The sequence below is a fragment of the Actinomyces gaoshouyii genome, assembly GCF_002072175.1.
GTDB lineage: Bacteria > Actinomycetota > Actinomycetes > Actinomycetales > Actinomycetaceae > Actinomyces > Actinomyces gaoshouyii.
In genome coordinates this window covers 180078-204699 of the sequence record NZ_MVIV01000002.1, presented here as the reverse complement: position 1 = coordinate 204699, position 24622 = coordinate 180078, and the positions used below count along the sequence as shown (strand labels likewise).

General features: G+C 70.8%; 24 protein-coding genes and 1 tRNA gene. 9 read left to right on the top strand and 16 right to left on the bottom strand.

Going from position 1 to position 24622, the window contains the following annotated elements; translation table 11 throughout:
* Window positions 1-17 precede the first annotated feature (17 nt).
* Window positions 18-965, top strand: a complete 948-nt coding sequence (locus B1H50_RS02660; RefSeq protein ID WP_080462383.1) for a macro domain-containing protein — start codon at window positions 18-20, stop codon at window positions 963-965.
* 269 nt (window positions 966-1234) lie between these two features.
* Here the strand turns inward: B1H50_RS02660 and B1H50_RS09785 are convergent, their stop codons facing one another.
* The 3 genes from B1H50_RS09785 to B1H50_RS02645 form a co-directional block, all read right to left on the bottom strand.
* Window positions 1235-1561, bottom strand: coding sequence for a hypothetical protein (locus B1H50_RS09785; RefSeq protein WP_233129472.1), 327 nt, complete (start codon window positions 1559-1561; stop codon window positions 1235-1237).
* Window positions 1562-2111: 550 nt separating this feature from the next.
* Entirely contained in the window at window positions 2112-2624 is a 513-nt protein-coding gene (locus tag B1H50_RS09780; RefSeq protein ID WP_198939967.1) for a hypothetical protein, read from the bottom strand.
* Window positions 2625-2710: 86 nt separating this feature from the next.
* Entirely contained in the window at window positions 2711-3508 is a 798-nt protein-coding gene (locus B1H50_RS02645; RefSeq protein WP_143231750.1) for a DNA/RNA non-specific endonuclease, read from the bottom strand.
* A 212-nt stretch (window positions 3509-3720) separates the two neighbouring features.
* Between B1H50_RS02645 and B1H50_RS02640 the strand changes: the two genes are divergently transcribed.
* Window positions 3721-4830: a hypothetical protein gene (locus B1H50_RS02640; RefSeq protein ID WP_080462231.1), complete on the top strand. Its 1110-nt coding sequence runs from the start codon at window positions 3721-3723 to the stop codon at window positions 4828-4830.
* Here B1H50_RS02640 and B1H50_RS02635 read toward each other — a convergent pair.
* The gene (locus B1H50_RS02635; RefSeq protein ID WP_080462230.1) at window positions 4820-5185 is read right to left on the bottom strand and encodes a hypothetical protein; all 366 of its coding nucleotides are present in this window, start codon (window positions 5183-5185) and stop codon (window positions 4820-4822) included. The genes B1H50_RS02640 and B1H50_RS02635 overlap by 11 nt on opposite strands.
* Here B1H50_RS02635 and B1H50_RS02630 point away from each other — a divergent pair.
* Together B1H50_RS02630 and B1H50_RS02625 are read left to right on the top strand one after the other, a co-directional pair.
* Window positions 5142-5507, top strand: a complete 366-nt coding sequence (locus B1H50_RS02630) for a hypothetical protein (protein ID WP_080462229.1) — start codon at window positions 5142-5144, stop codon at window positions 5505-5507. The genes B1H50_RS02635 and B1H50_RS02630 overlap by 44 nt on opposite strands.
* 130 nt (window positions 5508-5637) lie before the next feature.
* Window positions 5638-6090: a hypothetical protein gene (locus tag B1H50_RS02625; RefSeq protein ID WP_229657830.1), complete on the top strand. Its 453-nt coding sequence runs from the start codon at window positions 5638-5640 to the stop codon at window positions 6088-6090.
* Window positions 6091-6228: 138 nt separating this feature from the next.
* On the opposite strand, the gene B1H50_RS02620 is transcribed toward B1H50_RS02625, so the two are convergent.
* On the bottom strand, window positions 6229-7821 hold the full coding sequence (locus B1H50_RS02620; protein ID WP_080462228.1) for a hypothetical protein: 1593 nt from the start codon (window positions 7819-7821) through the stop codon (window positions 6229-6231).
* Between the two features lie 218 nt (window positions 7822-8039).
* Here B1H50_RS02620 and B1H50_RS02615 point away from each other — a divergent pair, with 218 nt between their 5' ends.
* Entirely contained in the window at window positions 8040-9359 is a 1320-nt protein-coding gene (locus tag B1H50_RS02615) for an alpha-amylase family protein (protein WP_080462380.1), read from the top strand.
* A gap of 108 nt (window positions 9360-9467) precedes the next feature.
* On the opposite strand, the gene B1H50_RS02610 is transcribed toward B1H50_RS02615, so the two are convergent.
* From B1H50_RS02610 to B1H50_RS02575, 8 genes are all read right to left on the bottom strand, one after another.
* A complete protein-coding gene (locus tag B1H50_RS02610) occupies window positions 9468-9956 on the bottom strand; it encodes an NUDIX hydrolase (RefSeq protein WP_080462227.1) in 489 nt (162 codons plus the stop codon).
* Window positions 9957-10107: 151 nt separating this feature from the next.
* Window positions 10108-10632 carry a NifU family protein gene (locus B1H50_RS02605; protein ID WP_229657831.1) on the bottom strand — a complete coding sequence of 175 codons (525 nt, stop codon included), beginning with the start codon at window positions 10630-10632 and terminating at the stop codon, window positions 10108-10110.
* Between the two features lie 26 nt (window positions 10633-10658).
* A complete protein-coding gene (feoB, locus tag B1H50_RS02600) occupies window positions 10659-12743 on the bottom strand; it encodes a ferrous iron transporter B (protein ID WP_080462225.1) in 2085 nt (694 codons plus the stop codon).
* Window positions 12740-13099, bottom strand: coding sequence for a FeoA family protein (locus B1H50_RS02595; RefSeq protein WP_229657832.1), 360 nt, complete (start codon window positions 13097-13099; stop codon window positions 12740-12742). Before B1H50_RS02595 ends, feoB begins: the two co-directional genes overlap by 4 nt.
* A 160-nt stretch (window positions 13100-13259) precedes the next feature.
* Complete coding sequence (locus B1H50_RS02590) at window positions 13260-14039, bottom strand: type 1 glutamine amidotransferase (protein WP_080462223.1); 780 nt, start codon at window positions 14037-14039, stop codon at window positions 13260-13262.
* Window positions 14036-15364, bottom strand: coding sequence for a Mur ligase family protein (locus B1H50_RS02585; protein ID WP_080462222.1), 1329 nt, complete (start codon window positions 15362-15364; stop codon window positions 14036-14038). The genes B1H50_RS02590 and B1H50_RS02585 overlap by 4 nt, the downstream gene beginning before the upstream one ends.
* 50 nt (window positions 15365-15414) lie before the next feature.
* Window positions 15415-17043: a diacylglycerol/lipid kinase family protein gene (locus tag B1H50_RS02580; RefSeq protein WP_080462221.1), complete on the bottom strand. Its 1629-nt coding sequence runs from the start codon at window positions 17041-17043 to the stop codon at window positions 15415-15417.
* Window positions 17044-17463: 420 nt separating this feature from the next.
* Window positions 17464-17540, bottom strand: a tRNA-Pro gene (locus B1H50_RS02575).
* Between the two features lie 160 nt (window positions 17541-17700).
* Between B1H50_RS02575 and B1H50_RS02570 the strand changes: the two genes are divergently transcribed.
* Window positions 17701-18573 (top strand): SDR family oxidoreductase, encoded by an 873-nt coding sequence (locus B1H50_RS02570; RefSeq protein WP_080462220.1) that lies wholly within the window; start codon window positions 17701-17703, stop codon window positions 18571-18573.
* A gap of 49 nt (window positions 18574-18622) precedes the next feature.
* Here B1H50_RS02570 and B1H50_RS02565 read toward each other — a convergent pair whose 3' ends face one another.
* Together B1H50_RS02565 and B1H50_RS02560 are read right to left on the bottom strand one after the other, a co-directional pair.
* Window positions 18623-19639: a metallophosphoesterase gene (locus tag B1H50_RS02565; RefSeq protein WP_080462219.1), complete on the bottom strand. Its 1017-nt coding sequence runs from the start codon at window positions 19637-19639 to the stop codon at window positions 18623-18625.
* Between the two features lie 49 nt (window positions 19640-19688).
* Complete coding sequence (locus tag B1H50_RS02560; RefSeq protein WP_080462218.1) at window positions 19689-22061, bottom strand: transglycosylase domain-containing protein; 2373 nt, start codon at window positions 22059-22061, stop codon at window positions 19689-19691.
* Window positions 22062-22331: 270 nt separating this feature from the next.
* On the opposite strand from B1H50_RS02560, the gene B1H50_RS02555 reads away from it, so the two are divergent.
* Together B1H50_RS02555 and B1H50_RS09500 are read left to right on the top strand one after the other, a co-directional pair.
* Window positions 22332-22658 (top strand): WhiB family transcriptional regulator, encoded by a 327-nt coding sequence (locus tag B1H50_RS02555; protein ID WP_080462379.1) that lies wholly within the window; start codon window positions 22332-22334, stop codon window positions 22656-22658.
* 55 nt (window positions 22659-22713) lie between these two features.
* The gene (locus B1H50_RS09500; protein ID WP_095532457.1) at window positions 22714-22872 is read left to right on the top strand and encodes a DUF4177 domain-containing protein; all 159 of its coding nucleotides are present in this window, start codon (window positions 22714-22716) and stop codon (window positions 22870-22872) included.
* A 180-nt stretch (window positions 22873-23052) separates the two neighbouring features.
* Here the strand turns inward: B1H50_RS09500 and B1H50_RS02550 are convergent, their stop codons facing one another.
* A complete protein-coding gene (locus tag B1H50_RS02550; RefSeq protein WP_080462217.1) occupies window positions 23053-23730 on the bottom strand; it encodes a Crp/Fnr family transcriptional regulator in 678 nt (225 codons plus the stop codon).
* Window positions 23731-23928: 198 nt separating this feature from the next.
* On the opposite strand from B1H50_RS02550, the gene nth reads away from it, so the two are divergent.
* Entirely contained in the window at window positions 23929-24570 is a 642-nt protein-coding gene (nth, locus tag B1H50_RS02545; protein ID WP_229657833.1) for an endonuclease III, read from the top strand.
* The last annotated feature ends 52 nt before the right edge of the window (window positions 24571-24622 follow it).

Sequence of the window (24622 nt, the reverse complement as noted above, 5' to 3'; positions counted from 1 at the left end):
CGTACCCTGTGGCCATGATGAAGCCGTCCGCAGCGCCCGGTCCCAGCCCGATCCGGCCGCGCACCGCCGCCGAGGGGCGCATCGCGATCCTCACCCGGTACTTCGCCACCGACGCCGTCAACCACGGTGACGTCGCCTCCTTCCCGCCGCCGGCCGCCCTCGACGAGCTCCCCTTCGCCGAGCGCCGGCGCCTGCTCGACGGATTGCTCACCATCCGCCCGCCCCGCCCCATCGACGATGAGGACATGCGCGACGAGCTCGATGACATGCTCGCCGCCGAATCCCGTGAGCGCGCTGCCGCGGCCGGCGACCCCGACGCCCTCGCGCTGTCCGTCCTGGCCGCCACCCACGGCGTGCCCGGCGCCCTGGGCGAGCGCGTGGCGCTGTGGGAGGGGGATCTCACCACTCTGCGCGCGGGCGCCATCGTCAATGCCGCCAACGAGCGGATGCTCGGCTGCCGCGCGCCCGGCCACGCCTGCATCGACAACGTCATCCACGCCGTCGCCGGTCCCGGGCTGCGCGCCGAGTGCGCCGAGTACATGGCGGGGCGCGCTGAGCGGGGGGAGGGGGCTGAGCCCGTGGGGCGCGCGGTTCTCACTGGCGGCTACCACCTGCCCGCCGAGCACGTCATCCACACGGTGGGGCCCGTCGTCGAGGGCGGGGTGGTGGAACAGCGCCATCGAACCCGCCTTGCGAGCTGCTACCGGGCGATCCTCGATACCGCCCAGGGGGCGGGGCTGGACTCGGTGGGCCTGTGCTCGGTGTCCACGGGCGCCTTCGGCTACCCCAAGGAGGAGGCGGCCCCACTCGTCCTCGAGACGATCGGGGCCTGGCTCGCGGCGCGCCCGGAGTCGGATCTGCGGATCGTCATCTGCGCCTTCTCCGCGACGGATCGAGTCGCCTATGAGAGCGCGCTCGTGGCCGAGGCGGGGCGGGAGGGATCTGGCCCCGCAGATACCGGCTGACCTGGGAGCCGCCTGGCCTCGCTGGCCCCGCAGATACCGTCTGGCCCCGCAGGAACGGCCTCGGCCCGGCCTTGCGACCTCATTCTCGCAGTTCGAGGGCGCAAGGCCGGGCCGAGACGGTAACGCCGGGGTGAGGGCGCAAATCGGGCTCCCGGTGGGGCCGCTGCTCGGCCTGGTGCCTTGGCGATCATCCCGCTCGCCGCCCAGCGGGCGGTGCGGGGGGCCGTGTGCTCGGGCCCTGCATCGCCCCCGTGTCACGGCCGTGGGGCTCATGCCGGAGCCATGGGTGCCGATGGCGCTTGCCCGGTGGTCGTGTCCCCTGTCTGCTCGGTCTGCTTGGCTGCTTTCTCGGCCCTCTTGGCGGCTCGGCGGGCGCGGTCGCGCTCTCGGCGCCGGGCCAGGGCGGCCTGGCGCTTCTCCCACTGGGCCGCCCCGGCGGCCATCCAGTCCGGGATGAACTCCGGATCACGCGGATGACGCTCCAACTCCACATAACACGAATGCGGCTTCGGGCGCTCGGGACCATGGCCATGATCGAAGACCGGTTCCCTCATCCAATCCAGCTCACTGCGCAGCACCCACTGGCCGGCCACCATCCAGAAATGAGCGCACGTCCACGCCCCACGACCAGGCAACGCCTGCCAATCACGAAGACCCCCAAGCCCGGGCCCGATACCGAGCGGAAGCCTGACACGTTTTTTCTCCGTCGACCGTGAGCCAGTCTTTGCAGCTTATAAAACGTCCGGTCCCGAGCATTTCGGAGTCGAAGCGCTCGAATCCCGGCACCTGCTGGACCCACTCACGGATCGCGGCCTCAAGACTCTCAAAATCCTCATACTTCCTTCCCGGCACACCATCGAACCCGTTAACCATTAACGCACACCACCCTCAGAAATAGCCTCATTCGGAAAAATACTCCTATCGGGAAAGCCTTTAGAATTAATCCAGGAGACATCGAACTTCTCCGGTATGCGGGCTGTGGGGTCGAGGCCTTTGAGGGGCCCGGTGGGCGAGGTGATACCAGGGTCGGCGTACTTGACTGCGATGCGTATGTCCCTGTAGTTCCCAGGATCATCGCGGACCCTCCGCTCGAATGACACCGGCCCCACCAATCACGCATTCCCGGAGCACCATGCTCCACAGGGCTCACCGCGTCGGTGTCGAGCCGTCCCCTTCCTGATCGGCTACCTCGGCCTGCTGGGCCTCTTTGGCTTCTTTCTCGGCTCTCTTAGCGGCCCGGCGGGCGCGGTCGCGTTGGCGGCGCCGGGCCAGGGCGGCCTGATGCCTCTCCTGACGGGCGATCCCGGCGGCCATCCATTCGGGGATCCATTCCGCCGAGCGAGGACGCAGATCCAACTCCGCTGCGCAATCCGCCGGGATGTATTCGAAGGGCGGGTCGAAATGAGGTTCGCGCATCCAATCGAACTCAGAGTGCAGCACCCACTCCGAGGCATCCATCCGCAATCGCGCCCATGTCCAACCACCCCGATCCGGCAGAACCTGAAACTTATGCAAGTCACCCACCAAGAACGCCAACTCTGCGGGCACAGTCGTGAATACTCTCTCCTCGTCACCTCTCCAGTACCATGCTGCATCCTGACTCATCAGCGCGAGAGAGTTCGTCTCGAGTTCGATCCGATCGAACGCATTTTCCTTCATCCACGCTGATATCATCGCAGATATTGATTCTTCGATATTGGACACAATCAATCACCTCCGGTCGGGTGCAAGTGCAGAATTATTGGTTAATTGGTGAAGCGTTGAGGAGTCTGTACCACCCCGTTTTCTTCCCATGAGACATGGTAACTCTCCGGTGTTCTGTCGGGGTTGGGTGTGCCAGTGTCGCTGGGGCCCAGGTCGTTCAGTGACCCGCCCGGCGCCACATCGGGTATCGTGTTGTACTTGACGTCGATCACGATCTTCTCGATGTTCCCGATGTTCTTCGCGAAGTAGTCCTCCAACCGGTAGAAACTACTAACGTAGTTGCCGTTGATGCCCTCGCGCATCGGCCACACATTGATCTCCTCCGGGCCGCCCCCGAACCGGGAACCAGCCAGATGACCGCCCTGATACCCGCTGTCCCCGCCGAGCTTGCCGATCTGGGCCTGCATGCTCTTCGAACGCTTGCGCCACTGCGCCACCTCGAACCCATCAGCCTCCACCAGCACCGTGCGCCCCGCCCCATCAGTCGTGTAATGGAACGTCCCATCCACCGTGTACGTCACATTCGGCAACGGATCATTCAAGTCCTTATTCATCGGATTGACCCGCTCACCCCACACATGGAACCGCTCCACAGCCGACGACAACTCCGCATGCCTGATCTGCCCAGACGCATCAGTGTAATAGTCACCCCTGCCTTCCACATGGTAGACCGCATTGGGCTCCAAATCCACACCACGACCAAACGGCGTACGAGCCCCAGGCATCAGCGCATCACCAACCGAAACATCCACCCGACGACGCTCAACCCCCTCAGGCAACTCCGGGCGATGAGCCCGATTGAACCCATCAGCATCACCAGCCACCCGCCGCTGCTCCACATGCCGCCTGATCACCTCCGAACCACCCGGCCCAGGGCCCCAACCGTCTCACCAGGAATGGCAGGCGCTCCATCCGCGCCGTCGAGACCTCGCGGGGCGGGTCGCAGCAGGAGCGCCCCCGGTTCTCGGTGGCACGGAGTCCTGAGCGGCAGGTAGCGTTGTCCCGTCCTTGATACGACTCTTGCGGAGGAGAAGGCATCATCGGAGCGAGCATGATGGACCATCCGAGCCCCGGCGGCGCCGCTGCGCGGAACCAGGCGATCAGCGACGTCGAGAGCCTGCTCGCCGGTTACCTGCGTGATACCGGCGCGGCGCAGCTCGGCATCAACGTCGAGGCCGTCGGGCTGCGGTTCAGCGCCCACTCCGCGGTCCTCATCGATGGCGCCTGGCATGCCGACGCGGTTCCGCCCCCTCTCATCCAGGCAGTGGTCGGCCTGCGCACCGCGATGGCTGATCCCTCGCGGGGTGCGTGGACCTGCGCGCGGTTGGAGCTCGCCACCCCGGATGACCGGTTGAGCATGGAGGTCGACTACAACCGCGCCCCGGTGCTCGCCCCGCCGATGACCCCCGCCGACGTCGCTCAGGAACTGCGGCGGTTCCCCCGTGAGGCGACGGCGGTACCGGAGTGGATGCGGCCCGGGATGGTTATCGCGGAGACGTCCGGTGCTCCCGGCATGGCGGCGGTGCCAGGGGCGCCGATGGTAGCCCCGGCTCGGCCCCGCCCGCCGCGGGTCGGCGCGCTCTGGCGCTGGGCGTGGAGGACATTCGCGCGCCATCCGCTGATGGCGGCGATCCCACTGAGTGGCGGGGTGGTGGTGGTCGGCACCCCGCGGCTCGTCAACGCTGTCCTCGATGGTGACGCCGCCGCTTTCGTCAGCGTTATCTCCGCATTGGTCATCATTGCCCTGACGATCACAGCGTGCGATTGGGCGGCGCTGCGGGCCGCCCGCCCCGGGGACCCGAGGTGGGCGAGGAGGCTCCTTCCTCTTCAGCCCGTGCGGACCGCGCTGCTCACGATCCTTCTCGTTCCCGGGTACATTGTCGCTTTCGTCGTCGGCCTCGTACCACTGTTCGTCACCCTGTTCTTCTTCCAGGCGGCGCCCGTGGTGTGCATGGAGGGGCGAGGCGGGGTGCGGTCCTCACTGAGGATCTCCTTCCGCACCATGCAGGACGCGGGAGGCGTGGCCGCCCTCTGCGTCGTCCTGTGGGCCCTCACCTGGATCCTCGGCGTCACGATCATCGTCCCGCTCCTGCTCATGCCGGTGGCCAGCCTCATGACGGTAGGCCTTTACCTGGCGCTGACCGACCGTCCTATCGCCTAGCCCCGGGCAGGCCCGGGTCGGGCTCCCAGCGCCCATCGGCCCCGCGATGCCACGGCCAGTCCTCGGGCGGGGGCATGCGGCGACCGTTGAGGGAAACGATCCCGCCGCTCATGATGGCGGCGTCCTGGACGATGTCCAGGTACGGGTCGAAGAGCTCGCCGGCGCCCACTGTGCACACGGTGAGGATGACCGGCCGCCACTCCGGCGGTAGGTCGACGTCGTGCAGCCTCAGGACCTCGCGCGGGTCGGAGACGATGAAGGGGCGTGGCACGTGGAGCGCCGGTGTGAGCGCGTCGGCATCGTCGAAGAGCATGACGGCGCTGCCGTTCTCCTCGCGGCGGATCGTCCTCGTCATCGATGACTACGACATCCTCTCCTCCGGAGGGACCAACATCCTGTCTCCCATCGTCCCCCACCTGCCCTCAGCCAGGGACCTGCGACTCAACGTCGTCCTCGCCCGCCCCACCGCCGGCGCCTCGCATGCCATGTACGATCCCGTCCTCCTGGCGCTGCGAGACAATGGCGGAACCGGATTCCTCATGGATGGCGACCGCCATGAGGGCGCCCTCCTGGGAGGAACCCGTCCGGCCCGCATGCCCCCCGGTCGGGGGAGCTGGGTCCAGCGCGGCAGGCGCCCGCGCATCGCGCAGGCCGCTTGCTTCTCGCCGGAGGCGTGACGATGTTGGCCTTCTGCCCCGCCCATGCATGCGCCAGATTCCCGATACTGATGGTGCCATGGTGCGATTGCGGATACCGTAGACGAGTCACAGCACTTGAACTCATGACACCTACGAATGGAGACCGAAGATGGGCATGGACATGATGGGCGGCATGGGGCCCATGGGCGGAGGCCTTGAGGCCCAGTCGCAGGCGATCGGCGGCCTCCAGGGCAACCTCGCCGCGTTCATGGAGCAGGTCGGCGCCACCGAGGCCGGCATCGAGATCGAGGCTGTCGGCCTGCGCGCGTCCGCTCGGACCACCGCCCTCATCAACGGGGCCCAGCAGGACAATGTCATCCCCGGCGAGATCGTCCACGAGGCCGTGCAGCTGCGCGTGGCCATGGCCCACCCCCGCGGCGGAACATGGACCTGGGCGCACTTGACCATGACCGCCCCGAGCTACCGTTTGAGCGTCAACGTCGACTACGACCGCAAGCCCGATCTCGACCCGCCTGTGAGCGCCAAGGATTGCGCTGACGAGCTCTCCCACTTCCCCCGGGACCCCGGCACCATCCCCGATTGGATGCGCCCGGCGCAGTAACTGATGGCGCGGCGTCACCGGCTGAGCGGTGGCCGCGAGCACCTCGACGACGGCGCCCGCCGCCCCGTGGATGGGGCGGCGGGCGCCGTCGGCCTGCCTCTCGCGGTTCGCCGGGACGTGATGCGATGAGCCGGGGCCCTACTTCCTGGGAGCGGTGACCCGCCCCGGCCGCGGGCGGCCCGAACGGTCCTGGGAGCCGGAAGAGCCGGACCTGCCTCGGCCCGACTGGCTCTCCTGCGCGAACTGACGCAGGCCCCACTGGGGGCGGGCGCCGTCGGCCTGGGACCAGGAGGAGGCGGATCCGGCCCCCGCAGCCGCCCTCGCTCGTCCCGCGGCGGCCTGCCCGCGGGCGCCGGGCCGGCTCGGGCCGCGCCTGGCCGGGGCGGAGGGCTCATCGGCTCCGGCCGCCGGGCCGGAGGCGGTGGGCGAGGAGGCCGCCGAGGCGGCCGAGGACACCGACACGGTCATGGACGAGGGGGAGGAGGCTGACAGCCTCACCGTGGGCGAGGAGGCCGCCGACCTGTGCGTTGCGCGCCCCGGGGCGTGGACGGGGCGCCGCGAGGCGGCTCCCGGTGCCGTCGGCGAGGACACGGTGTCGGGAATCGTCGCCTCGGTGGGCGGGATCTGGGTGGTGCTGCTGCGCGACGAGGCGCTGGCCGGACCCGGGTCCGCCGCGACGGGGGCGGCCGCCTCTGGGGCCGCGGCGGAGGGGGCGCTGCCGGCTGACGCGCGCCCGTGCGTCCCGTAATCGGTTGGCTCGGGCCGGTTGATGCGCTGCTGGTAGGTGGTGGGCTCGGCCTGGAGCGCGGTGGCGATGGGCTCAGCGGCGCGCTCGGCCACGGGAGCGGACGCCGACCCGGAGGCCGACCGCGCGGTGGGCTCGACTGCGATGGGCTGCTCGATCGGGGTGATCGGGCCGGTCTGCGCCCGCTGCGCCGATGAGGCGCTGGCCGCCGACCGCGCGCTGGCCGCCGAGCGCGCGCTGGCCGCCGAGCGCCACGCGTGCGCCGTCGGCTCCTCGCGCAGATCGTAGAGGGACAGGTCCTGACCCGCATGGTGCAGCACCTCCGAGATCGGGGTGAGCATGGCCAGGCGGAAGGCGGGATCGGCCGTCCCCGCGCTCATCGAGGCCCAGGTCTCCTCCGGGCTCAAGGGCTCGCTGGCGGTGTCCAGGTCACGGCGGATCGCCTGCACGAGGCATACCTGGAGGCGCGCGTAGGCCATGATCGCCGGCTCAGTCCACCGCGTGCGGGGCCGCTGGCCGCGGATGATCGAAAAGTTCCGCAGCGAGCGCAGGATCTCCTCCGAGCCCATGAGCACGGTCACCGAGCGCAGACGGCTCAGCGCCTCCTCGGCGGCATCGGAGATCCGCACGGGCAGGCCGGTACCGATATACGTGTTCTCGGAGGCGATCTCCCGCAGGAAGCCGCGGTAGGCGTCCGCCTTCTCGCTCATCAGCCGCTCGCTGGGAGCCGCGTGATGCTGCTCGCCTGCGTCCGCTGCCCGTGCGGCGCCCAATCGGCGCAACTGCTCCTCGATCCGGGACAGAGCCTCCGGCGGCACGCCCCCACCCGAGCCGGACGCTGCTGCGCGGGCTGCGGAGGCCTCCGACCTGGCTGCCTGAGCCTCCGATCGTGCCTGGGCCGCCACTTGGACGGCGCGCCACGCGAGGAATCCGACGACGAGGATCAGGACGATCTGCAGGGCTGGCAGGGCAACGGTGGCGAGCATGCTCACTATTGTTGCCCGATCGTATCCTTCGGCGCACCCCCTCGAGCAGGGACAGTTCTCACGCCTTGGTCTTCAAGGCCCCGCTCCCGCCCCTGGCCGCGCGGTCCGCCGGGCCTCGGGCGCACCGGTCCAGGGGCGCCCTGGCGTCGGGCGGGACCGTGCTCGCGGTGCTCCGCGGTTCCTCATCCCCGGCCCCGATCGATGGGTACGCTCACCGCATGAGTCCCGATCAGCTTGGAACGAGCCCATCGAGCCGAGGCCCCGCATGGGTGGATCACGCGATCTGGTGGCAGATCTACCCGCTGGGGGCCACCGGGGCGCCGATACGGCCCGCCGCAGGAGAGGGAGCCTCCCCGGGGGAGGCGCCCTCCGCGCCCGATCCCGAAGCCCCCGCCCGCCTCGACCGCCTGGAGCCCTGGCTCGACTACGCCGTCGAGCTCGGCGTCAACGGCCTGTCCCTCGGGCCGATCTTCCGCTCGGCCACCCACGGCTACGACACCACCGACCACTTCGCCATCGACCCGCGCCTGGGCGACGCCGCCGCCTTCGACCGCCTCGCCGAGGCCTGCCGGAGGAGGGGCCTGGCCCTCATGCTCGACGGTGTCTTCAACCACGTCGGCTACGACCACCCCCTGTTCCAGGCGGCGCTGGCCGGCGGCGCGGAGCGCGAGCTCTTCCGCTTCGCTGAGTCAGCCGGGGCGGACGACTCCTATGCGGTCTTCGAGGGGCACGGCTCGCTGCCCATCCTCAACCACGACAGCCCCGAGACCGCCCGGCTCGTGGGCGACGTCATGAACCATTGGCTCGACCGCGGCGCCACCGCCTGGAGGCTGGACGCCGCCTACGCCGTCCCGCCCGCCTTCTGGGCCCGCGTCCTGCCCGCGGTGCGCGAGCGCCACCCCAGCGCCTGGTTCATGGCCGAGGTCATCCACGGCGACTACGCGGGAATCGTCGAGGCCTCCGGTGTGGACAGCCTCACCCAGTACGAGCTGTGGAAGGCCGTCTGGAGCTCGCTCAACGACGCCAACTTCTTCGAGCTCGACTGGTGCCTCAAGCGCCACAACGAATTCATGGGCGCCTTCCTGCCCGCCACCTTCGTGGGCAACCACGACGTCACCCGCATCGCCAGCCGCGTGGGGCCGTCCAAGGCGGCCCTCGCCGTCGTCATCCTCATGACCGTGGGCGGCGTCCCCTCCATCTACTACGGGGACGAGCAGGCCTTCACCGGCGTCAAGCGCGATGAGATCGGCGGCGACGACGAGATCCGCCCGCCGCTGCCCACCGCCCCGGAGGGCCTCTCGCCATTGGGAGCGCCGATGCTCCGCCTGCACCAGGACCTCATCGGGCTGCGGCGCCGTCACCCCTGGCTCGTGCGCGCCCGCACGGAGATCGCGGGGCTGACCGATGAGCACCTGCGCTATGACGCCGTCGGTGAGCAGGGGGAGCGCCTGCGCGTCGAGCTCGATCTGGTTCCCGCGCCGCGCGCCGTCGTGATCGCCCCCGGTGAGGCGCCGCTGGTGATCGAGCCTCCGCGGTGAGGCCGGGTGCGCGGGCTCGGCCGTCGCGGGGCGCGCCGTCGTGATCGCCACCGGGGCGGACCGGTCTCGATCCTATTTTCGACCGGTCTCGCTGATAGGGGGGAGGGGTCAGTCGAAGGCGGTGGGGGCGGTGGGACTGGCCAACCAGGCCTGGGCGGCGCGGATGCGGCGGAGCGCCGAGCCCATGAGGGGCTCGGGCAGCGCGTCCGGCGCGAACCAGCCGACCTGCGTCGACTCGTCATCGGCCACCCTCGCGAGCCCCGCCCCGGCCGCGGGCCGCGCCACGAAGTCGATGTCCATGAAGACGCAGCGGTCGCCGTTGGGGAAGGTCTTCGGCTCACCCGCTCCCACATGCGTCAGGCCCAGCAGCTCGATCGCCACCCCGGTTTCCTCCAGGCACTCGCGGACCGCCGCCGCGCCCGGCTGCTCGCCCGGCTCGGGACTCCCCGAGACCACCGCCCACTGGCCGTTGTCGGCGCGCCGCCCGAGCAGCAGTCGCCCATCCCCGGCGACGACGACCACGCTGACCCCCGGCAGCCACAACTGATCGTGGCCGATTCTCTCACGCAGGGCCAGGATGAATTCCGGAGTCGCCATGGGGCGAGTCTACGAGTGGGCCGCCCCTTCGCCCCGGTGGGCCCCGGCGGTGATCTGGGACGGCGGCCCACGGCGCTGCGCGCCCAGGCGGGCCCGGCGAGGCAAGATCGAGCGCTCCGGCGCGCCCAGCGGCGCGTCGGCCGGTCGGCGCTCAGGAGGCCTCCCGCACCTCCACGAGCCAAGGGCAGCGCACCCGCAGTAGGTGCTCGAAGCGCGCATGCATGGTGATGGCCGCCGCCGCGCAGTCATGGCAGGCCCCCTCCATCGCCACCTCGACGACGCCGTCGCGCACCGCGCGCACCTCGAGAGACCCGCCATGGCTGCGGGCGAAGGCGCCCACGCGTCCTGCGGCGATCTCCTGGGCGGCGGTCCTCAGGGCCTCATCCGGCCCGACGGCCCTGGCCCGCTCCGCCGGCCGCCAGGCCTGCGGCGAGCCCAGCGCCTCGACGAGCGCGGCGCGCACCCGGGCTCCCTCATCCGCCCAGGCGCGGCCATCCGCCAGCAGTGTGAGCACGGCCCCGGGCGCCACCTGCACGGCAGCCAGGGTGCCGTCGTCCAGGAGGGCCTGCAGCGCGGCAGGGGCGGCGGCGAGGGGCCCGGCGAAGGGCAGCAGCCCATCGGGGATCACCCAGCGCAGGGTTGCCGGATCGGGCGTGGCCAGCGGATGGGTGGGCACCGGCCCGCGCCCCCGCCGCGCGAGCCTCATAGGAGGGTCGCGACGATCGTGCGCGCCAGGGCGGCCATCACCCAGGCGGTGGCGAACATGTAGCCGTAGGCGACAAGCGGCCACTTCCAGGTCCCCGTCTCCCGGCGCATGGCGCCGGCCGTCGCCATGCACTGCAGGGCGTAGACGAAGAACACGAGGATCGCCGCCAGCGTCGCGGGGTTGAAGAGGGGATCGCCGGCCCTGTTGGTGAGGGTGTCCTCCTGGTAGGTCATCGTGGCCAGGTGGGCGCTGGGCGCCTCGGGGTCCTCGGCGGCGGAGATCTGGCCGAGCGTGGCTACGAAGGTCTCGCGCGCCGCCAAGGAGGACAGGACGGACACGTTGACGCGCCAGTCGAAGCCCAGGGGCTCGAAGACCGGTTCCACCGCCCTCCCGATGCTCGCGGCCCAGGAGTTGTTCATCGTGTGGGAGGTCCTCTGCGCCTCCAGCAGCGCGTCGAGCTCGTCGGCGTCGGTGATGGGCTCGCCGTCGTCGCCCAGCACGGTGGAGGCGGCCGGGTTGTCGAGCGCAGCCGCGATGGCGGAGCACTCGGCGCTGCGCGCGCAGGCCGCCTCGAAGTCGGCCTCGGAGCGCATGGGCACGTTGAGCAGCGCCCATAGCACCACGGTGGTCAGAGTGATGATCGTGCCGGCCTTCTTGAGGAAGCCCTTGCAGGCGTCCCAGACCATGAGGACCACCGTGCGCGGTCGGGGCAGGCGGTAGGGCGGCATCTCCATGTAGAAGGGCAGGAGAATGCCGTCGCGGTCGGTCAGGCGTTTGGCCACCCAGGCCACCGCCATCGCTGAGAGGGCCCCCAGCAGGTACAGGCCGAACATGATCGTGCCGCGCGCGCCGAAGGGCCCGATGCGGGCCTCGGAGTCCACCAGCAGGGAGATCATGATGACGTAGACGGGCAGGCGGGCCGAGCAGGTCATGAGGGGCGCGGCGAGCATCGTGGCCAGGCGGTCCTTGGCGCTGGGCAGGGTGCGCGTGGCCATGATGCCGGGGATCGCGCAGGCGAAGGAGGACAGCAGCGCCACGAAGGCGCGCCCCTCCAGCCCGGCCTTGCCCATCACCCGGTCCATGAGGAAGGCGGCCCGGGACATGTACCCCACGCCCTCCAGGATCGCGATGATGAGGAACATGATGACGATCTGCGGCAGGAAGACGAGAACCGCCCCCACGCCGCCGATGAGGCCGTCGGCGAGAAGACCGCCCAGGAGCGGGTGGGACTCGTCCAGTCGGCCGTGCACGAACTCGCCCAGGGAGCCGATGCCGCTCTCGATCGCGTCCTGGAAGGGCGCGGCCCAGGTGAAGATCGACTGGAAGAAGAAGTACATGACCGACAGGAACACGATGGTCCCGGCCACCGGGTGCAGCAGGACGCGGTCGATCGCGGCGGTCGTGCGGTCCGAGGCCGGGGAGGCGTAGTCGGCCGCGGCCAGGATCGAGTCGGTCCAGGAGGCGAGCTCGGCGGGATCGCTCGGAGGGGTGATCGGCGTGCGCGGCCAGGTGGCGACCTCGGCCAGCCGCTCGCGCAGCTCGGGGATGCCCATGCCGCGGTGCCCGAGGACGCGCACGGTCGGGATGCCCAGGGCCTCGCCGAGGGCGGCGACGTCGAGCCTGCCCTCGCGCCGCGCGAGCTCGTCGGTCATGGTGACGGCCAGGCAGGTGGGCAGCCCCAGGGCGAGGGCCTCGGCCACGAAGGTCATGCCGCGACGCAGCGTCGTAGCGTCGACGACGACGACGAGCGCGTCCGGGGTGCTCACCTCCCGGAGGCCACCGGTGAGGACATCGCGCACGACCTGCTCATCGGGGCTGATGGGCTCCAGGGAGTAGGCGCCGGGCAGGTCCTCGATGGTCAGGCCCGTGCCATCGATGACGCAGCGCCCCTGCGAGCGGGCGACGGTGACGCCCGGGTAGTTGCCGGTTTTGGCGCGCAGGCCGGTCAGGGCGTTGTAGATGCTCGTCTTGCCGGCGTTGGGTGCGCCGGCCAGCGCGACCCGGCGATCCCCGACGGCGACGGCGGTGCTCGAGCCCCCGCAGTGGCAGGAGGCCGAGTCCCCGCAGTGGTCGGCGCTCACGAGGCCGCTCCTGCCGCCCGCGCGGCGGGGTCCGGGGCATCGTCGATGACGCGGACGGTCACGAGGGCGGCGTCGTGGCGGCGCAGGCACAGCTCGTAGTCGGCCACCTGGAAGACAGTCGGGTCCCCCAGCGGCGCCCGTCTGCGCGCGGTGATGGCGCGGCCGGGGATGAGGCCGAGGTCATGGAGGCGGCGGGCCAGTCGGCCATGCGGCGCACCGGGGTCCAGGCACGCGGCATCGGCGCCGACGGCGGTGATGATGGCTCGTGCCCCGGGAAGCAGGTCACTGAGCGGAGTATCGGCGGTCTCGGCGGATCGGGCGTCCGCGGCGCGGCGAGTCAAGGCTGAAGTGCTCACAGTGAATCTCTGGGTGGTGTCCTCGTGGGGGGCCCGCTCGGGCCGCCGATGATCAGAGGTTATCAGGGTAGCCTATCCTGGCGATCAAGCAACTCGGAAGGCGGCCCTGCCCTGCGAATCCCTGTGGTTCCCCGCGCCGCCTGCGGGCCGGGCCGAGGGCTCAGCGCGGGCGGGACATGGCCACTGCACGGGCCCTGTCTGCCCAGGTGCCGTCGAGGCCGGGGTGCGCCACGGCGTCGCCGACCCACTCCAGGCCGGCGGCCCTCGCGGCCCGCTCCAGGAGCCAATCGGCCACGGCCGGATTCTTCGGCAGCAGCGAGCCGTGCAGATAGGTGCCGATGACGTGGTGGGCCAGCGCCCCCTCAGTGCCGTCCTGGCCGTTGTTGCCATCGCCCGAGCGCACTCGGCCGAAGGGCGCCTGGTTGGGGGCCAGGGTGGTCAGCCCGGAGTGGTTCTCGTAGCCGACGATGCCGCCGAAGACCTCACTGGTGGTGGTGATATTGCCGATCAGGCGCCCATCACCGGCGACGGTCTCGGCGTCGAATACGGAGATGCCGGGGATCTCGCTTCCCCGAGCGGTCAGGAAGCGGTGGCCGAAGAGCTGGTAGAGGCCGCAGATGACGAGCATGGGCACTCCATCGGCGGCCCAGGCGCGCAGCTCGGCGGCCCGCGCCTGGAGATCCGCGGTGATGCGCTCCTGGCCGGAGTCCTGGCCGCCGCCGCCCACCACGAGGTGGACGCCGTCGGGCAGCTCGTCGCCGGGGTCGTAGGAGAGGACTTCGACGTCGTAGCCGCGCCACTGGGCCCTGCGGGCCAGTACGCGGGTGTTGCCCCAGTCCCCGTAGATGTTCATGTCCCGGGGGTAGAGCTGCAAGACGCGCAGGGCGCCGGCGCTCGCGCCGCCCGCCTCGCCGGAGTGCTCGTAGAACTGGGCGCTCATCTCATGACCTCCTCGACCTCGGTCAGCTCCCCCAGGCGGGCGCGCAGCGCGAGCATCGCCGTGTAGGTGGTGAAGACGCGCATGGGCCGGCCCGTGCGGCGCGAGTCCTCGCGCAAGGCGTCCAGGGCCCGGGCCAGGTCTGGCTCCACGGCCCCCGCATCCACCTCGTCGTAGCGCAGTCGCAGGGCCATGTCCCAGGCGCGCACGCCCGTGACCACGGCTGTGCCCGTCTGCCGCAGTCCGGAGAAGTCCACGTCCCACAGCCAGGACATGTCCCGGCCGTCGGCGTACTCGTCATTGATCGCCACCATGATCGACTCAGGGCCGGGCGCCGTGGCGGCGGTGAGCAGGCCCATGCGGAAGCCCGCCGGGTTCTTCACCAGGCAGAGCTGGACCTCCCGGCCATCGAGGCGCAGGACCTCGCCGCGGCCGAAAGCGGCCCGCACCCGCCCGAGCGTGCCCAGCAGGCCCGGTAGGGCGGTGTCGGCGCGATCTCCCAGGGCCTCGAGGGCGACGGCCAGGGCGGCGCAGGCGTTGAGCTGGTTGTGGATGCCGGGGATCGCGAAGCGCACCTCGTGGGCGACCCCGTCCACGCGGACGGTGGCGTCCTGGCCGCTCAGTGACTCCAGGACCACGCGAGGGCTCACATGGCGGGCGGCGGTGGCGTCAGCGGCGCCGGTGCGCAGCTCATCGTCGGACAGGAAGAGGGAGCGCAGCTCGGGGGAGGCGCCGAAGGCGGTCACGGGGGCGGCCAGGCCCTCGGTGAAAGCGGGCGCGCCCAGGCGCGGGTCGTCGGCGTTGGTGACGACGGCGCCCGTGGTCGCCAGGGCGACCTTGCGCAGGAGGGAGGCGGTGTAGTCGATCTCCCCGAAGCGGTCGAGCTGGTCGCGCATGACATTGAGCAGCAGGCAGGCGCGCGGCTTGACGAGTTGGACGAAGCGGACGGCGTGGGCCTCGTCGAGCTCGAGCACGGCCACATCGGCGCGCAGGCGGCCGACGGCGTCAACGTCGTGGAGGAGGGAGGCGAGCACCCCGCGCACGAAGTTCGAGCCGGTGCGGTTGGTGACGACCCTCAGCCCCTGCTCGGCGAGGAGTTGGACGACCATCTTCGTCGTCGTCGTCTTGCCGTTGGTCCCGGTCACGACGACGACGCCCATGGGCAGCTGGCCGAGCGCGCGGGCGAGGAAGCCGGGATCGGCTTTCTCCATGACGAGCCCGGGGAAGGCCGTTCCGCCGCTGCCGCCACCGCGCAGGCGGGCGGCGACGCGGGCCGCGCGGCCCAGGGCGACCGTGAGGCCGGAGCGCAGGGATGGTGAGGAGGTCATGGGCGCGAGTCTATCCAGCGCCCAGGGCCGTGCCCGACCGCTCCTCCGGCTCAGGGGCGGGGCGGGGCGATGACCGAGAGCGCCCCGGGAATGACCTCGATGTCGAGGGTGCGGGTGGTGCCGGCGATATCGCCGTCGAGCTCGATGGGCACGGGCTCATCGGTGCGGATGGACACGCGCGATGCCTGCGCGAGTGTGAGCCCGGACGGGACCCGGCCGGCGAGGATCATCGCGCCCATGCGCGCCCAGTCGATGGCCCGGTCCGGGCGGGCCAGCAGGAGGTCCACCCTGCCGTCGGCGGGGGTGGCGCGTGGGAAGATCGTCATGCCGCCGGTGATCGTGCCGACGTTGCCCAGCAGAGCCATGACCATGTCGTGCTCCTCGGGGGCGGCGCCGTCGAGGGCGACGGTGGCCCGGAAGGGGCGCGGGCTGGCGTGCTGCACGGCGGCGACGGCGTAGGCCCCGGCGCGGATGACCCTCTTGAGCTCGTCCTTCGTGTCCGCCATGATCTGGGCGTCCAGGCCCAGGCCCGCCATGACGGCGAAGGTCTCCTCGCCGTCGTCCCATGCGGCGCGCACCAGGTCGATGGCGGTGGGATCGCCGGACAGGGCCAGGCGCAGGGCGGCGTCGGTGTCCAGGGGGATGGAGAGGTTGCGGGCGAGCAGGTTGCCGGTGCCCGATGGGATGAGCGCCATCGGCAGGCCGGTCCCGGCGAGCTCGCCGGCCACCGCCCGCACGGTTCCGTCCCCTCCCGCGACGAGGACGAGGTCGGCGCCGCCGGCGAGGGCCTGGCGGGCCATCGAGCGGCCGGGATCCTCCGGCGTCGTCTCCAGCCACTGGGTGGGACGCCATCCCGCGGCCAGAACCTCGGCCTCGATGCGGCGGCGCAGGAGGGATAGGTCGAAGAACTTCGCGGGGTTGTAGATGACGGCAGCGCGCTTGTCGACGCTGCGCGTGGGAAGGCCCAGGCGCGCCCAGGAGGACAGGATCGTGTCGATGCCGCCCAGGGCGAGACTCGCATTGGTCACGGCCGCGCCCCACAGGATGGCGCCGATCTGGTCGGAGGCGTGCGCCAGGCCCATCGCCCACTGGCTGTAGCAGGCGGCGATGATCGCGGCGATGCCGGCCAGCCACCACGCTGCCATATCCGAGGTGGGCCGCCGGTGGGCGCGCGTGAGCACGAGCAGCATCGAGGAGACGATGGTGACGGCCGAGATCTGGGCGTTCGGGTACGTGCCGCCCACGACGGACAGAGAATCGAGCAGATGCGAATGCGGGTGGCTGATGTCCAAGGCGCTCGAGATGAGCCAGTGGACCGGCATCCCCGCCGCGGCCATGAGGAGGGCCAGTGCGAGGCGCCGCATCCGCTCCTTGAAGGACCACATCGCGAGGCCGACGATGGCCGCCGTGATGAGGGCGGGATGGGTGAGGAAAGCGTAGGCCTCGGCGATCTGGGCTCCCGCCGAGCGGGGGAGAAGGGGGGAGGTCCGTGCGAAGGCCGTGTCGAGATGAGCCGTGCGGCCCGTGACCACCAGCAGGGTCCAGATGGCGAAGGCGAGCATCAGCACGACGGCGAGCACGCGTTCCATCGCCCGCCCGGCGATCTCCCGGCGGGCGCGGGCATCGGCCGGCCGGGAGGCCTCCGGTGTCGCGGCGCGGGTGCTGCTCGTCGTGCTCATCGGGCTCCTTCCAGGGCAAGGCTAGCTCTCGCCCGGCGGCGCGCGCCGTCCGGCCCTGCCCCCGAGACGCCGGGCGATGCTCCGGGGACAGGCGGTGGAGTCCGGGGGCCGTGCCGGGGTGCCCGTGTCCCGCGAATTGAGGAGCCTGATGGCCCGGTGCCGCTCGGCCTGCGGCCCACAATCCCTTCCGCTGGATCCGCGAGGCCGATCATTGGAAAGACAGGGGCGAGACATCATGCCGACCACCGCTGGCCTAGCCGTCGGCACTCCTTCGCCGGCGACCACCAACAAGGCAACGGGCGACCGCGACGAAAAGGTGGTTGCCCGGTAGTCGCAATCTCGTGTGGAGTCTTGGTCGACGCTGCCCCGTGTATGTTTCCAACGAAAAGTGGCCACCATTGTGTGATGGTGGCCACATGCTGGTCGGGGTGGCGGGATTTGAACCCACGACCTCTTCGTCCCGAACGAAGCGCGCTACCAAACTGCGCCACACCCCGTGTGTGTGCAGCGGCAACTATAGCTGGGCCGCCTGCGCCGAGGGAAATCACCATCGGTCGCCCGTCAGGTGTCGTCCATCACTGGGAGTCCTGCGGGGGAGGGTGCCATCGGGGACGCCCGTCCCTTGCCCGTGCCCGCGCGGCGCGCTTGACTTCCCCCATGACCAGCGCAGACCTGTCCCCTGATCCCCTGCCACTCGCAGGCCGAACGGTCCTCGTCACCGGGGTCAGCCGCCGCGCCGGCATCGGCCACGCCATCGCATGCCGCGCCGCCGCCCAGGGGGCCAGCATCGTCGCCCACCACTACTCGCCCCATGACGCCGCTCAGGCCTGGGGCGCTGACGACATCGACGCCGTCATGGCCTCCATCGCCTCCCATCTCACCGACGGCGCCCGCCTCACCCCCATCGGCGCCGACCTCGCAACCTCCGGCCAGCCCGCCCGCGTCGTCGCCGCCGCGGTCGAAGCCGCCGCCGATGCCGGCCACCCGCTGACCGCTCTCGTGTGCAACCAGGCCATGAGCGAGCCCGACGCCCTCCTGCTCGACATCACCGAGGACGTCCTCGACCGGCACTGGGCCGTCGACGCCCGCGCCTCGATCCTTCTCGCCCAGGCCTTCGCCAGCGCCGTCGTCGGGGAACGGGCCGGGGAAGCGGATGAGGGACCCGCCGTCCCGTCCTCCGACCCGACCCGCGCCATCGTCTTCCTGACCTCCGGCCAGGCGCAGGGGCCCTTGCCCGGCGAGATCGCCTACGGCGCGGCCAAGGCCGCCATCGCCGGCATCACGCTGACCATCGCCGACGAGCTCGCCGATCACGGTATCCGCGTCAACACCGTCAACCCCGGCCCGATCGACACCGGGTACCTCACCGCCGAGGCCCTCGACTCCCTCCGCGGCATGCTCCCCTTCGGACGATTCGGGGAGCCCGACGACGCCGCCCGACTCATCACCTGGCTGCTGGCCGACGACGCCCGCTGGATCACCGGTCAGGTCATCAACTCCGAGGGGGGCTTCGCCCGCTGGCGCTCCTAGGCGCTCCACCTAGAGCTGGGCGAGCTCCGCCGAGCTCCCAGTGCGGCCCTCAGCGCGCCGGGACGAGGGTGAGCAGCGTCGCCTCCGGGCGGCAGGCCACGCGCACGGGCGTGTAGGGGCTCGTGCCCAGCCCCGCGCTGATATGCAGGTACATGTCCCTCGCTGCGCTCGGATCCCCGATGCGCCCCGGCCACTGCGATAGGCGCTGCGTGACTCTCCGCCGATCCAGGTCGCAGTTCGTCACGAGCGCGCCGAAACCGGGCAGGCAGAGCTGGCCGCCATGGGTGTGGCCCGCCAGGGCGAGGGCGACGCCGTCACCCGCCATCGCGTCCAGCACTCGCTGGTAGGGGGCGTGAGCGAGCCCCAGGCGCAGCGCCCGCCCCGAGCGGTCGAGGATCGGCGGGAGGAGGGCGGCTGAAGCCGCGCCGTCGGAGCCGTCGTCCGGAACGGGGTAGGAGTCCCGCTCGGCGTGAGGATCATCGACGCCGACCAGGTCCACTCTCCGCCCGCGCACCGTGAGGGTCCCCCGCGCGTTCGTCAGGTCCGCCCAGCCGCCGGAGGCTTGCAGCTCGATGACCTCCCGCCAGGGCAGCTCCACGAGGTGCTCGCGCGCGTCCTCGGCGTCCGCCGTTCGCGGGTCGCGGCGCAGGTAGCGGGTCGGCAGTTTGAATACGGAGGAGTAGTAGTCGTGGTCCCCCAGGACGAAGGCCCCCGGCAGTCCCACGAAGGGCTCCAGCGCCCGCTGGAGCGGTTCCAGGCCCGAGGCGAAGGACAGGTGGTCGCCCGTAGAGATGACGACGTCGGGGTGCTCGGCGGCCAGGCCCCGCACCCAGGCCACGCGCGTCTCCGTGCTGTCGGTCAGGTGCAGATCGGCCAGGTGGAGGATCGTGATCGGCTCCTCGCCGTCGGCCAGGACGGGCACGGAGAAGCGCCGCAGCACCGGCAGGCGCGCCTCGAGGAGCGCGTAGCCCAGGACGCCTGCGCCAAGAGCGGCGAGGGAACCCAGAGCGCGGGCGGCGCCAAGGCGCCGTGCGCGGGAGGAGGATGTGCGCGGGAGCGCGGTCATAGCAGTCGTCATGTCGAAGGGCCCCAGGATCGTGAGTGCTCGCCAGTGGTCAGCCGTTGCCGCCGGCCGGGCCGGTCGCCGCGGCGCCCCCGGAGCCGGAGGAGCTCAGGTTGGACGTGAACTCCTGGCGGCCGGCCGCCGTGGGCGCGGAGCCCGGGACCTGCCCGGCCGGGAGCACGGCGTCAGCCTGCGCGACTGCCCCGGACTGGTCCGCCGGCGCTGCCTGAGCCGCCTGCGCGCCCGCCTGGACCCCGGCGTCGCCCGGAAGGGCGGGGACCTGGCCGGACGCCCGCCTCGCGTTGCCGCCCGACGGCTGCGCGGGCTGAGCCGCGCCCAGGCTCACCTGGGTGAAGGGCTCCGCCCCCGTCCCCGCCAGAGAGGTGTCCATGAACTGCTTCCACATGGGCGCGGGAGCGTCCGAGCCGTACATGGTGGCGTAGTAGCGCCCGCCGATGTACTGGCCATTCATCGCCTTGGTGCCCTCGGAGTGGCCCATCCACACGGCGGAGGACAGTTGCGGGGTGAAGCCCACGAACCAGGCGTTGTCCATCTCCTCCGTGGTGCCCGTCTTCCCCGCGGCCTGCCGCCCCGCCAGGGCGTAGTTCTTCGCGGTTCCCTGGCCTCCGAGGACATGCGTGAGGGTCAGGGCGACCCTGTCCGCAGCGGTCTGGTCCATCACCTGCGAGCAGTCCGCGCTCGGCACGGCCATCTCGGTTCCGCTGTGGTCCGTCACCTTGTTGATGGCGATCGGCTTGCAGTAGACGCCATGCGCCGCGAAGGTCGCGTAGGCGTTGGCCATGTTGAGCGGGGGGACGTTCATGGTGCCCAGAGTGATCGAGGGCCGGGGGTCGATCGGGTTGCCATCGGCCTTGGTCACGCCCATCTTGGCGGCCAGGTCCGTCACCGCGCAGATGTCCATCTGCTGGATCATCTTGGCGTAGGCGACGTTGATCGACATGGCCGTGGACTGCAGCACTGAGTGCGAGCCCCCCTCGCCCGGGTTGGCGTTGCCGACCTTCCACTGCTCCACGTAGGAGTCATCGCTGCAGGAGATGTTCCAGTTGCCGGCCGGGAAGGTGGTGGGATCGGTGTTCATCGTCTCGTACCCGGATCGGCCCATCTGGTACCACTGGGCGAGTACGAATGGCTTGAACGAGGATCCCGGCTGGAAGCCGTTGTTCTCGATGCCGCCGTGCTTGGAATCAGCGGAGAAGGAGATCTGGGTGACCGAGGAGTCGTTGCTGTCCGTCCCATAGGTGGTGTTCTGGGCCATCGCCTGGATCTTGCCCGTTCCGGGCTCGACGGCGACGATGGCTCCCTTGACGTTCGAGGGATCGCCGACGGGGACGTAGTTGGCGATCGTGTCGTCCGCGGCCTTCTGCTTGTTCATATCCAGGGTGGTGGTGATCTGCAGGCCCCCGCGCAGCAGCAGCTGGTTGCGCTCGGTGGCCGTCTTGCCGAAGAGCTCGGAGTTCTGGATCTCGCCGACGACGTAGTCGCAGAAGTAGGCCGCGGACCCCGCCGAGGCGCATCCGCCGACCTGGTTGGTGACGTGGAGGATGTCGCTGATCTGGGTCGCCACTGCCTGGTCGTACTGGGCCTGGTCGATGAACTCGTTCTCCAGCATCTTCTGGAGGACCCAGTCCATGCGGTCCTTGGCCAGATCGGGATAGGTCACCGGGTCATAGGCGCCCGGCGCGTTGGTCAGGCCGGCCAGCAGTGCCGCCTCGGGGATGCTCATCTCCTTGGCCGAATGACTGAAGTAGTGCTGCGCGCTGGCCTCCACCCCATAGGTGGAGGGGCTGAAGGCGGCGATGTTGAGGTACCCCTCCAGGATCTGGTTCTTGGCGTCGGGCAGGGTTTTCTCCAGGGTCAGGGCGTACTTGATCTCCCGGAGCTTGCGCGCCGTCGTCGTCTCGGTGGCCGCGCGGATCTTCGTGGGATCGCCGCTGCGGATACCGGCCTCCACGAGGACGTTGCGCACGTACTGCTGGGTGAGGGTGGAGGCGCCCTGGCGATCGGCGCCTGCCGCGTTGGAGGCCAGCGCGCGCAGCATTCCGGTGGGGTCGACGCCCTTGTGCTGGTAGAAGCGCTGGTCCTCGACGGCGATGACGGCGTTCTGCACGTTCTTGCTGATATCGCTCAGCGGCACGACGATCCTGTTCTCGGCGTAGAACTGGGCGATCTCAGTGCCGTCGGAGGAGCGCAGGACCGAGACCTGGCTCGGTTCGAGCACCTTGAAGTCATCGGGCAGGTCCTCGAAGAACTCCAGGGACGCCTTCGAGATCACGCTCGCCGCCCCCACGAAGGGCACGGCGAAGCCCGCGGCGAGCAGGCCGCCGACGGTGGACATGACGATGAAGGCGAGGAGCGCAGACAGGAGCTGCTGTGAGTCGAGGGTACGCGCAGAGGTCTTCGACATGCCCCCAGACTACGTGGTCGGCGGACTCGATGCAGGGGTGGGTGGTACGGGTCGCACCCGGCGCCCCGGCTCCTGTCCGAGTGTTGGATGACCGGCTCCGCGACGGCGCCTCCTGTCCAGGTCGCACCCAGGCGGCTATCGGCCGTTTTCCAGCCGGGCTTGCACGACGGCGCGGGTCGGAGAGGATTTGGTGGAATGGGCTCGACTGCCTTACCGTCGGGGTATGTGACGGGTCTGACAACGATGCTGGACCTGACCGCTGGAGATGGGATGAGGATGATCGACCAGACCTGGGCGGCGCGCGCGGCCTGCGCGGATGCGGAGCCTGACCAGCTCTTCGGCAAGGGCGCGGAGCAGCGTGACGCGCGGACCCTGTGCTTCACCTGCCCTGTGAGGATGGAGTGCCTGGCTGAGGCCCTCGACTCCGAGTCGTCTTTCGGGGTGTGGGGCGGTCTGACCGAGCGTGAGAGGCGCGCCCTGCTGCGGCGCTTCCCCGAGGTCGAGGACTGGGGCGAGTGGCTGCGCCGGGAGGACGACGAGCTCGTCGCTGAGATCCACGCCCGTCGTGCCCCCAGGATCCTGGCGCGAGTGCGCTGAGTGCCCCGTCGGCCGCCGCTTCCCGGCCGTCTCGCCAGCTCGTAGGCTTGGCGGTATGACTACTTGGGAATACGCCACCGTCCCCCTGCTCACCCATGCCACCAAGGCGATCCTCGACCAGTGGGGCGCTGACGGCTGGGAGCTCGTGCAGGTCATCCCCGGCCCCACCGGCTCGGAGAACCTGGTCGCCTACATGAAGCGCCCCCGCGCCTGAACCGACGAGGCGCCTCGGTGCCCGGGGGCGTCGAGGGGGCGACGCCCGAGCCACCAGGCGCGCCGACGCCGGACGGATTCGCGGCCGAGGGGCCGACTCGTGGAGAGCCGGCCCCTCGGCCGTTCGTCGTGGTTGATGCGCGCGAATGTGCGGGCCCGCACGAGTGGGCGCGGCGGGGCCTCAGCGGGCGCGGCGGCGCAGGCGGTCGACGTCGAGCAGCGTGACGGCCCGGCCCTCCAGGCGGATCCAGCCGCGCGAGACGAACTCGGCCAACGACTTGTTGACGGTCTCGCGGGAGGCGCCGACCAACTGGGCGAGCTCCTCCTGGGTGAGGTCGTGCGGGACGTGCACGCCGTCGTCGGTGGCCGAGCCGAAGCGGTCGGCGAGGTCGAGGAGGGCCTTGGCCACGCGCCCGGGCACATCGGAGAAGACGAGGTCCGCCAGGGCGACGTTCGTGCGGCGCAGGCGCTGGGCGAGCGCCCGCAGCATGTCCTTGGCCAGGGCCGGGTGGGTCTCGATGAAGCTCATGAGCTGGTTGTGCTCCAGGGCCAGCAGCTCGGTGGGGGCAACGGCGGTGGCCGTGGTGGAGCGAGGGCCCGGGTCGAACAGGGTGAGCTCGCCGACGACTTCGCCGGGGCCGAGGACGGCCAGGAGGTTCTCGCGCCCGTCCATTGAGGCGTGGCCGAGCTTGATCTTCCCGCTGAGCAGGATGTAGAGCCGGTCACCGGGGTCGCCCTCGTTGAAGAGGGTCTCGCCGCGGCGCAGAGTGGTCTGCGCCATCATGGCCCGCAGTTCCTCCTGCTCCTCCTGGTTGATGCCCTCGAAAAGTGGGATCCTGGAAATCATGCTGTCTTCCACGAAGCTCCTCCGGTGCTATCGGTGCGGTGGTACTCGGGCTCGCAACGGCGTCCGAATCGCTGCCGGGGGCTCCCGGAGGCAACTGGGCGAGCGCTGGCGCCTATCCTGCCATGCCTTGTGATATGAGGCACGCGGTCGCGGGTTGTAGTCTCGCAACAGTTGGCGACCGATGCAATGGCGCTCGATGCGGAGGGATGGATGAGGGAATCGCTTGCGGTGCGGGCTCGGGCCGTTGATGACGAGCTCGCGGTGCTCTACCCGGGCGCGCATTGTGCGCTGGACCATGATGGGCCCTATCAACTGCTGGTGGCCACGGTCCTGTCGGCGCAGACCACGGATGCGCGGGTCAATACGGTGACCCCGGAGCTCTTCGCGCGCTTCCCCGACGCCGTCGCGCTGGCGGGCGCTGATCCGGAGGCGCTGGAGGAGATCATCCGCCCCCTGGGGATGCAGCGAACCCGGGCAGCACGGCTCATCGGCCTGGGGCAGGGGCTGATGGAGCGCTTCGACGGCGTCGTCCCGCCTGATCGCAAGGCGCTCACCTCGTTGCCGGGGGTGGGCCGCAAGACCGCGCACGTGGTGCTCGGCAACGCCTTCGGCATCCCCGCGATTACGGTGGACACCCATGTGGGTCGGCTGGCGCGGCGCCTGGGGTGGACCGAGTGGGCCGACCCGTTGCGGGTCGAGCGCGACATCGCGGCGCTGTGGGAGCCGGAGCGCTGGACCGATGGCTGCCACCGGCTCATCGAGCACGGCCGGGCCGTGTGCCGCGCCCGCTCGCCGCGCTGCGGGGACTGCGCACTGGTGGCTGAGGCCCTCTGCCCCCGCGTCGGGGTGTAGCGGCGCGCTGCTCCATGATCTTCCATCACTCATACCTATTGCCGAGACCGGT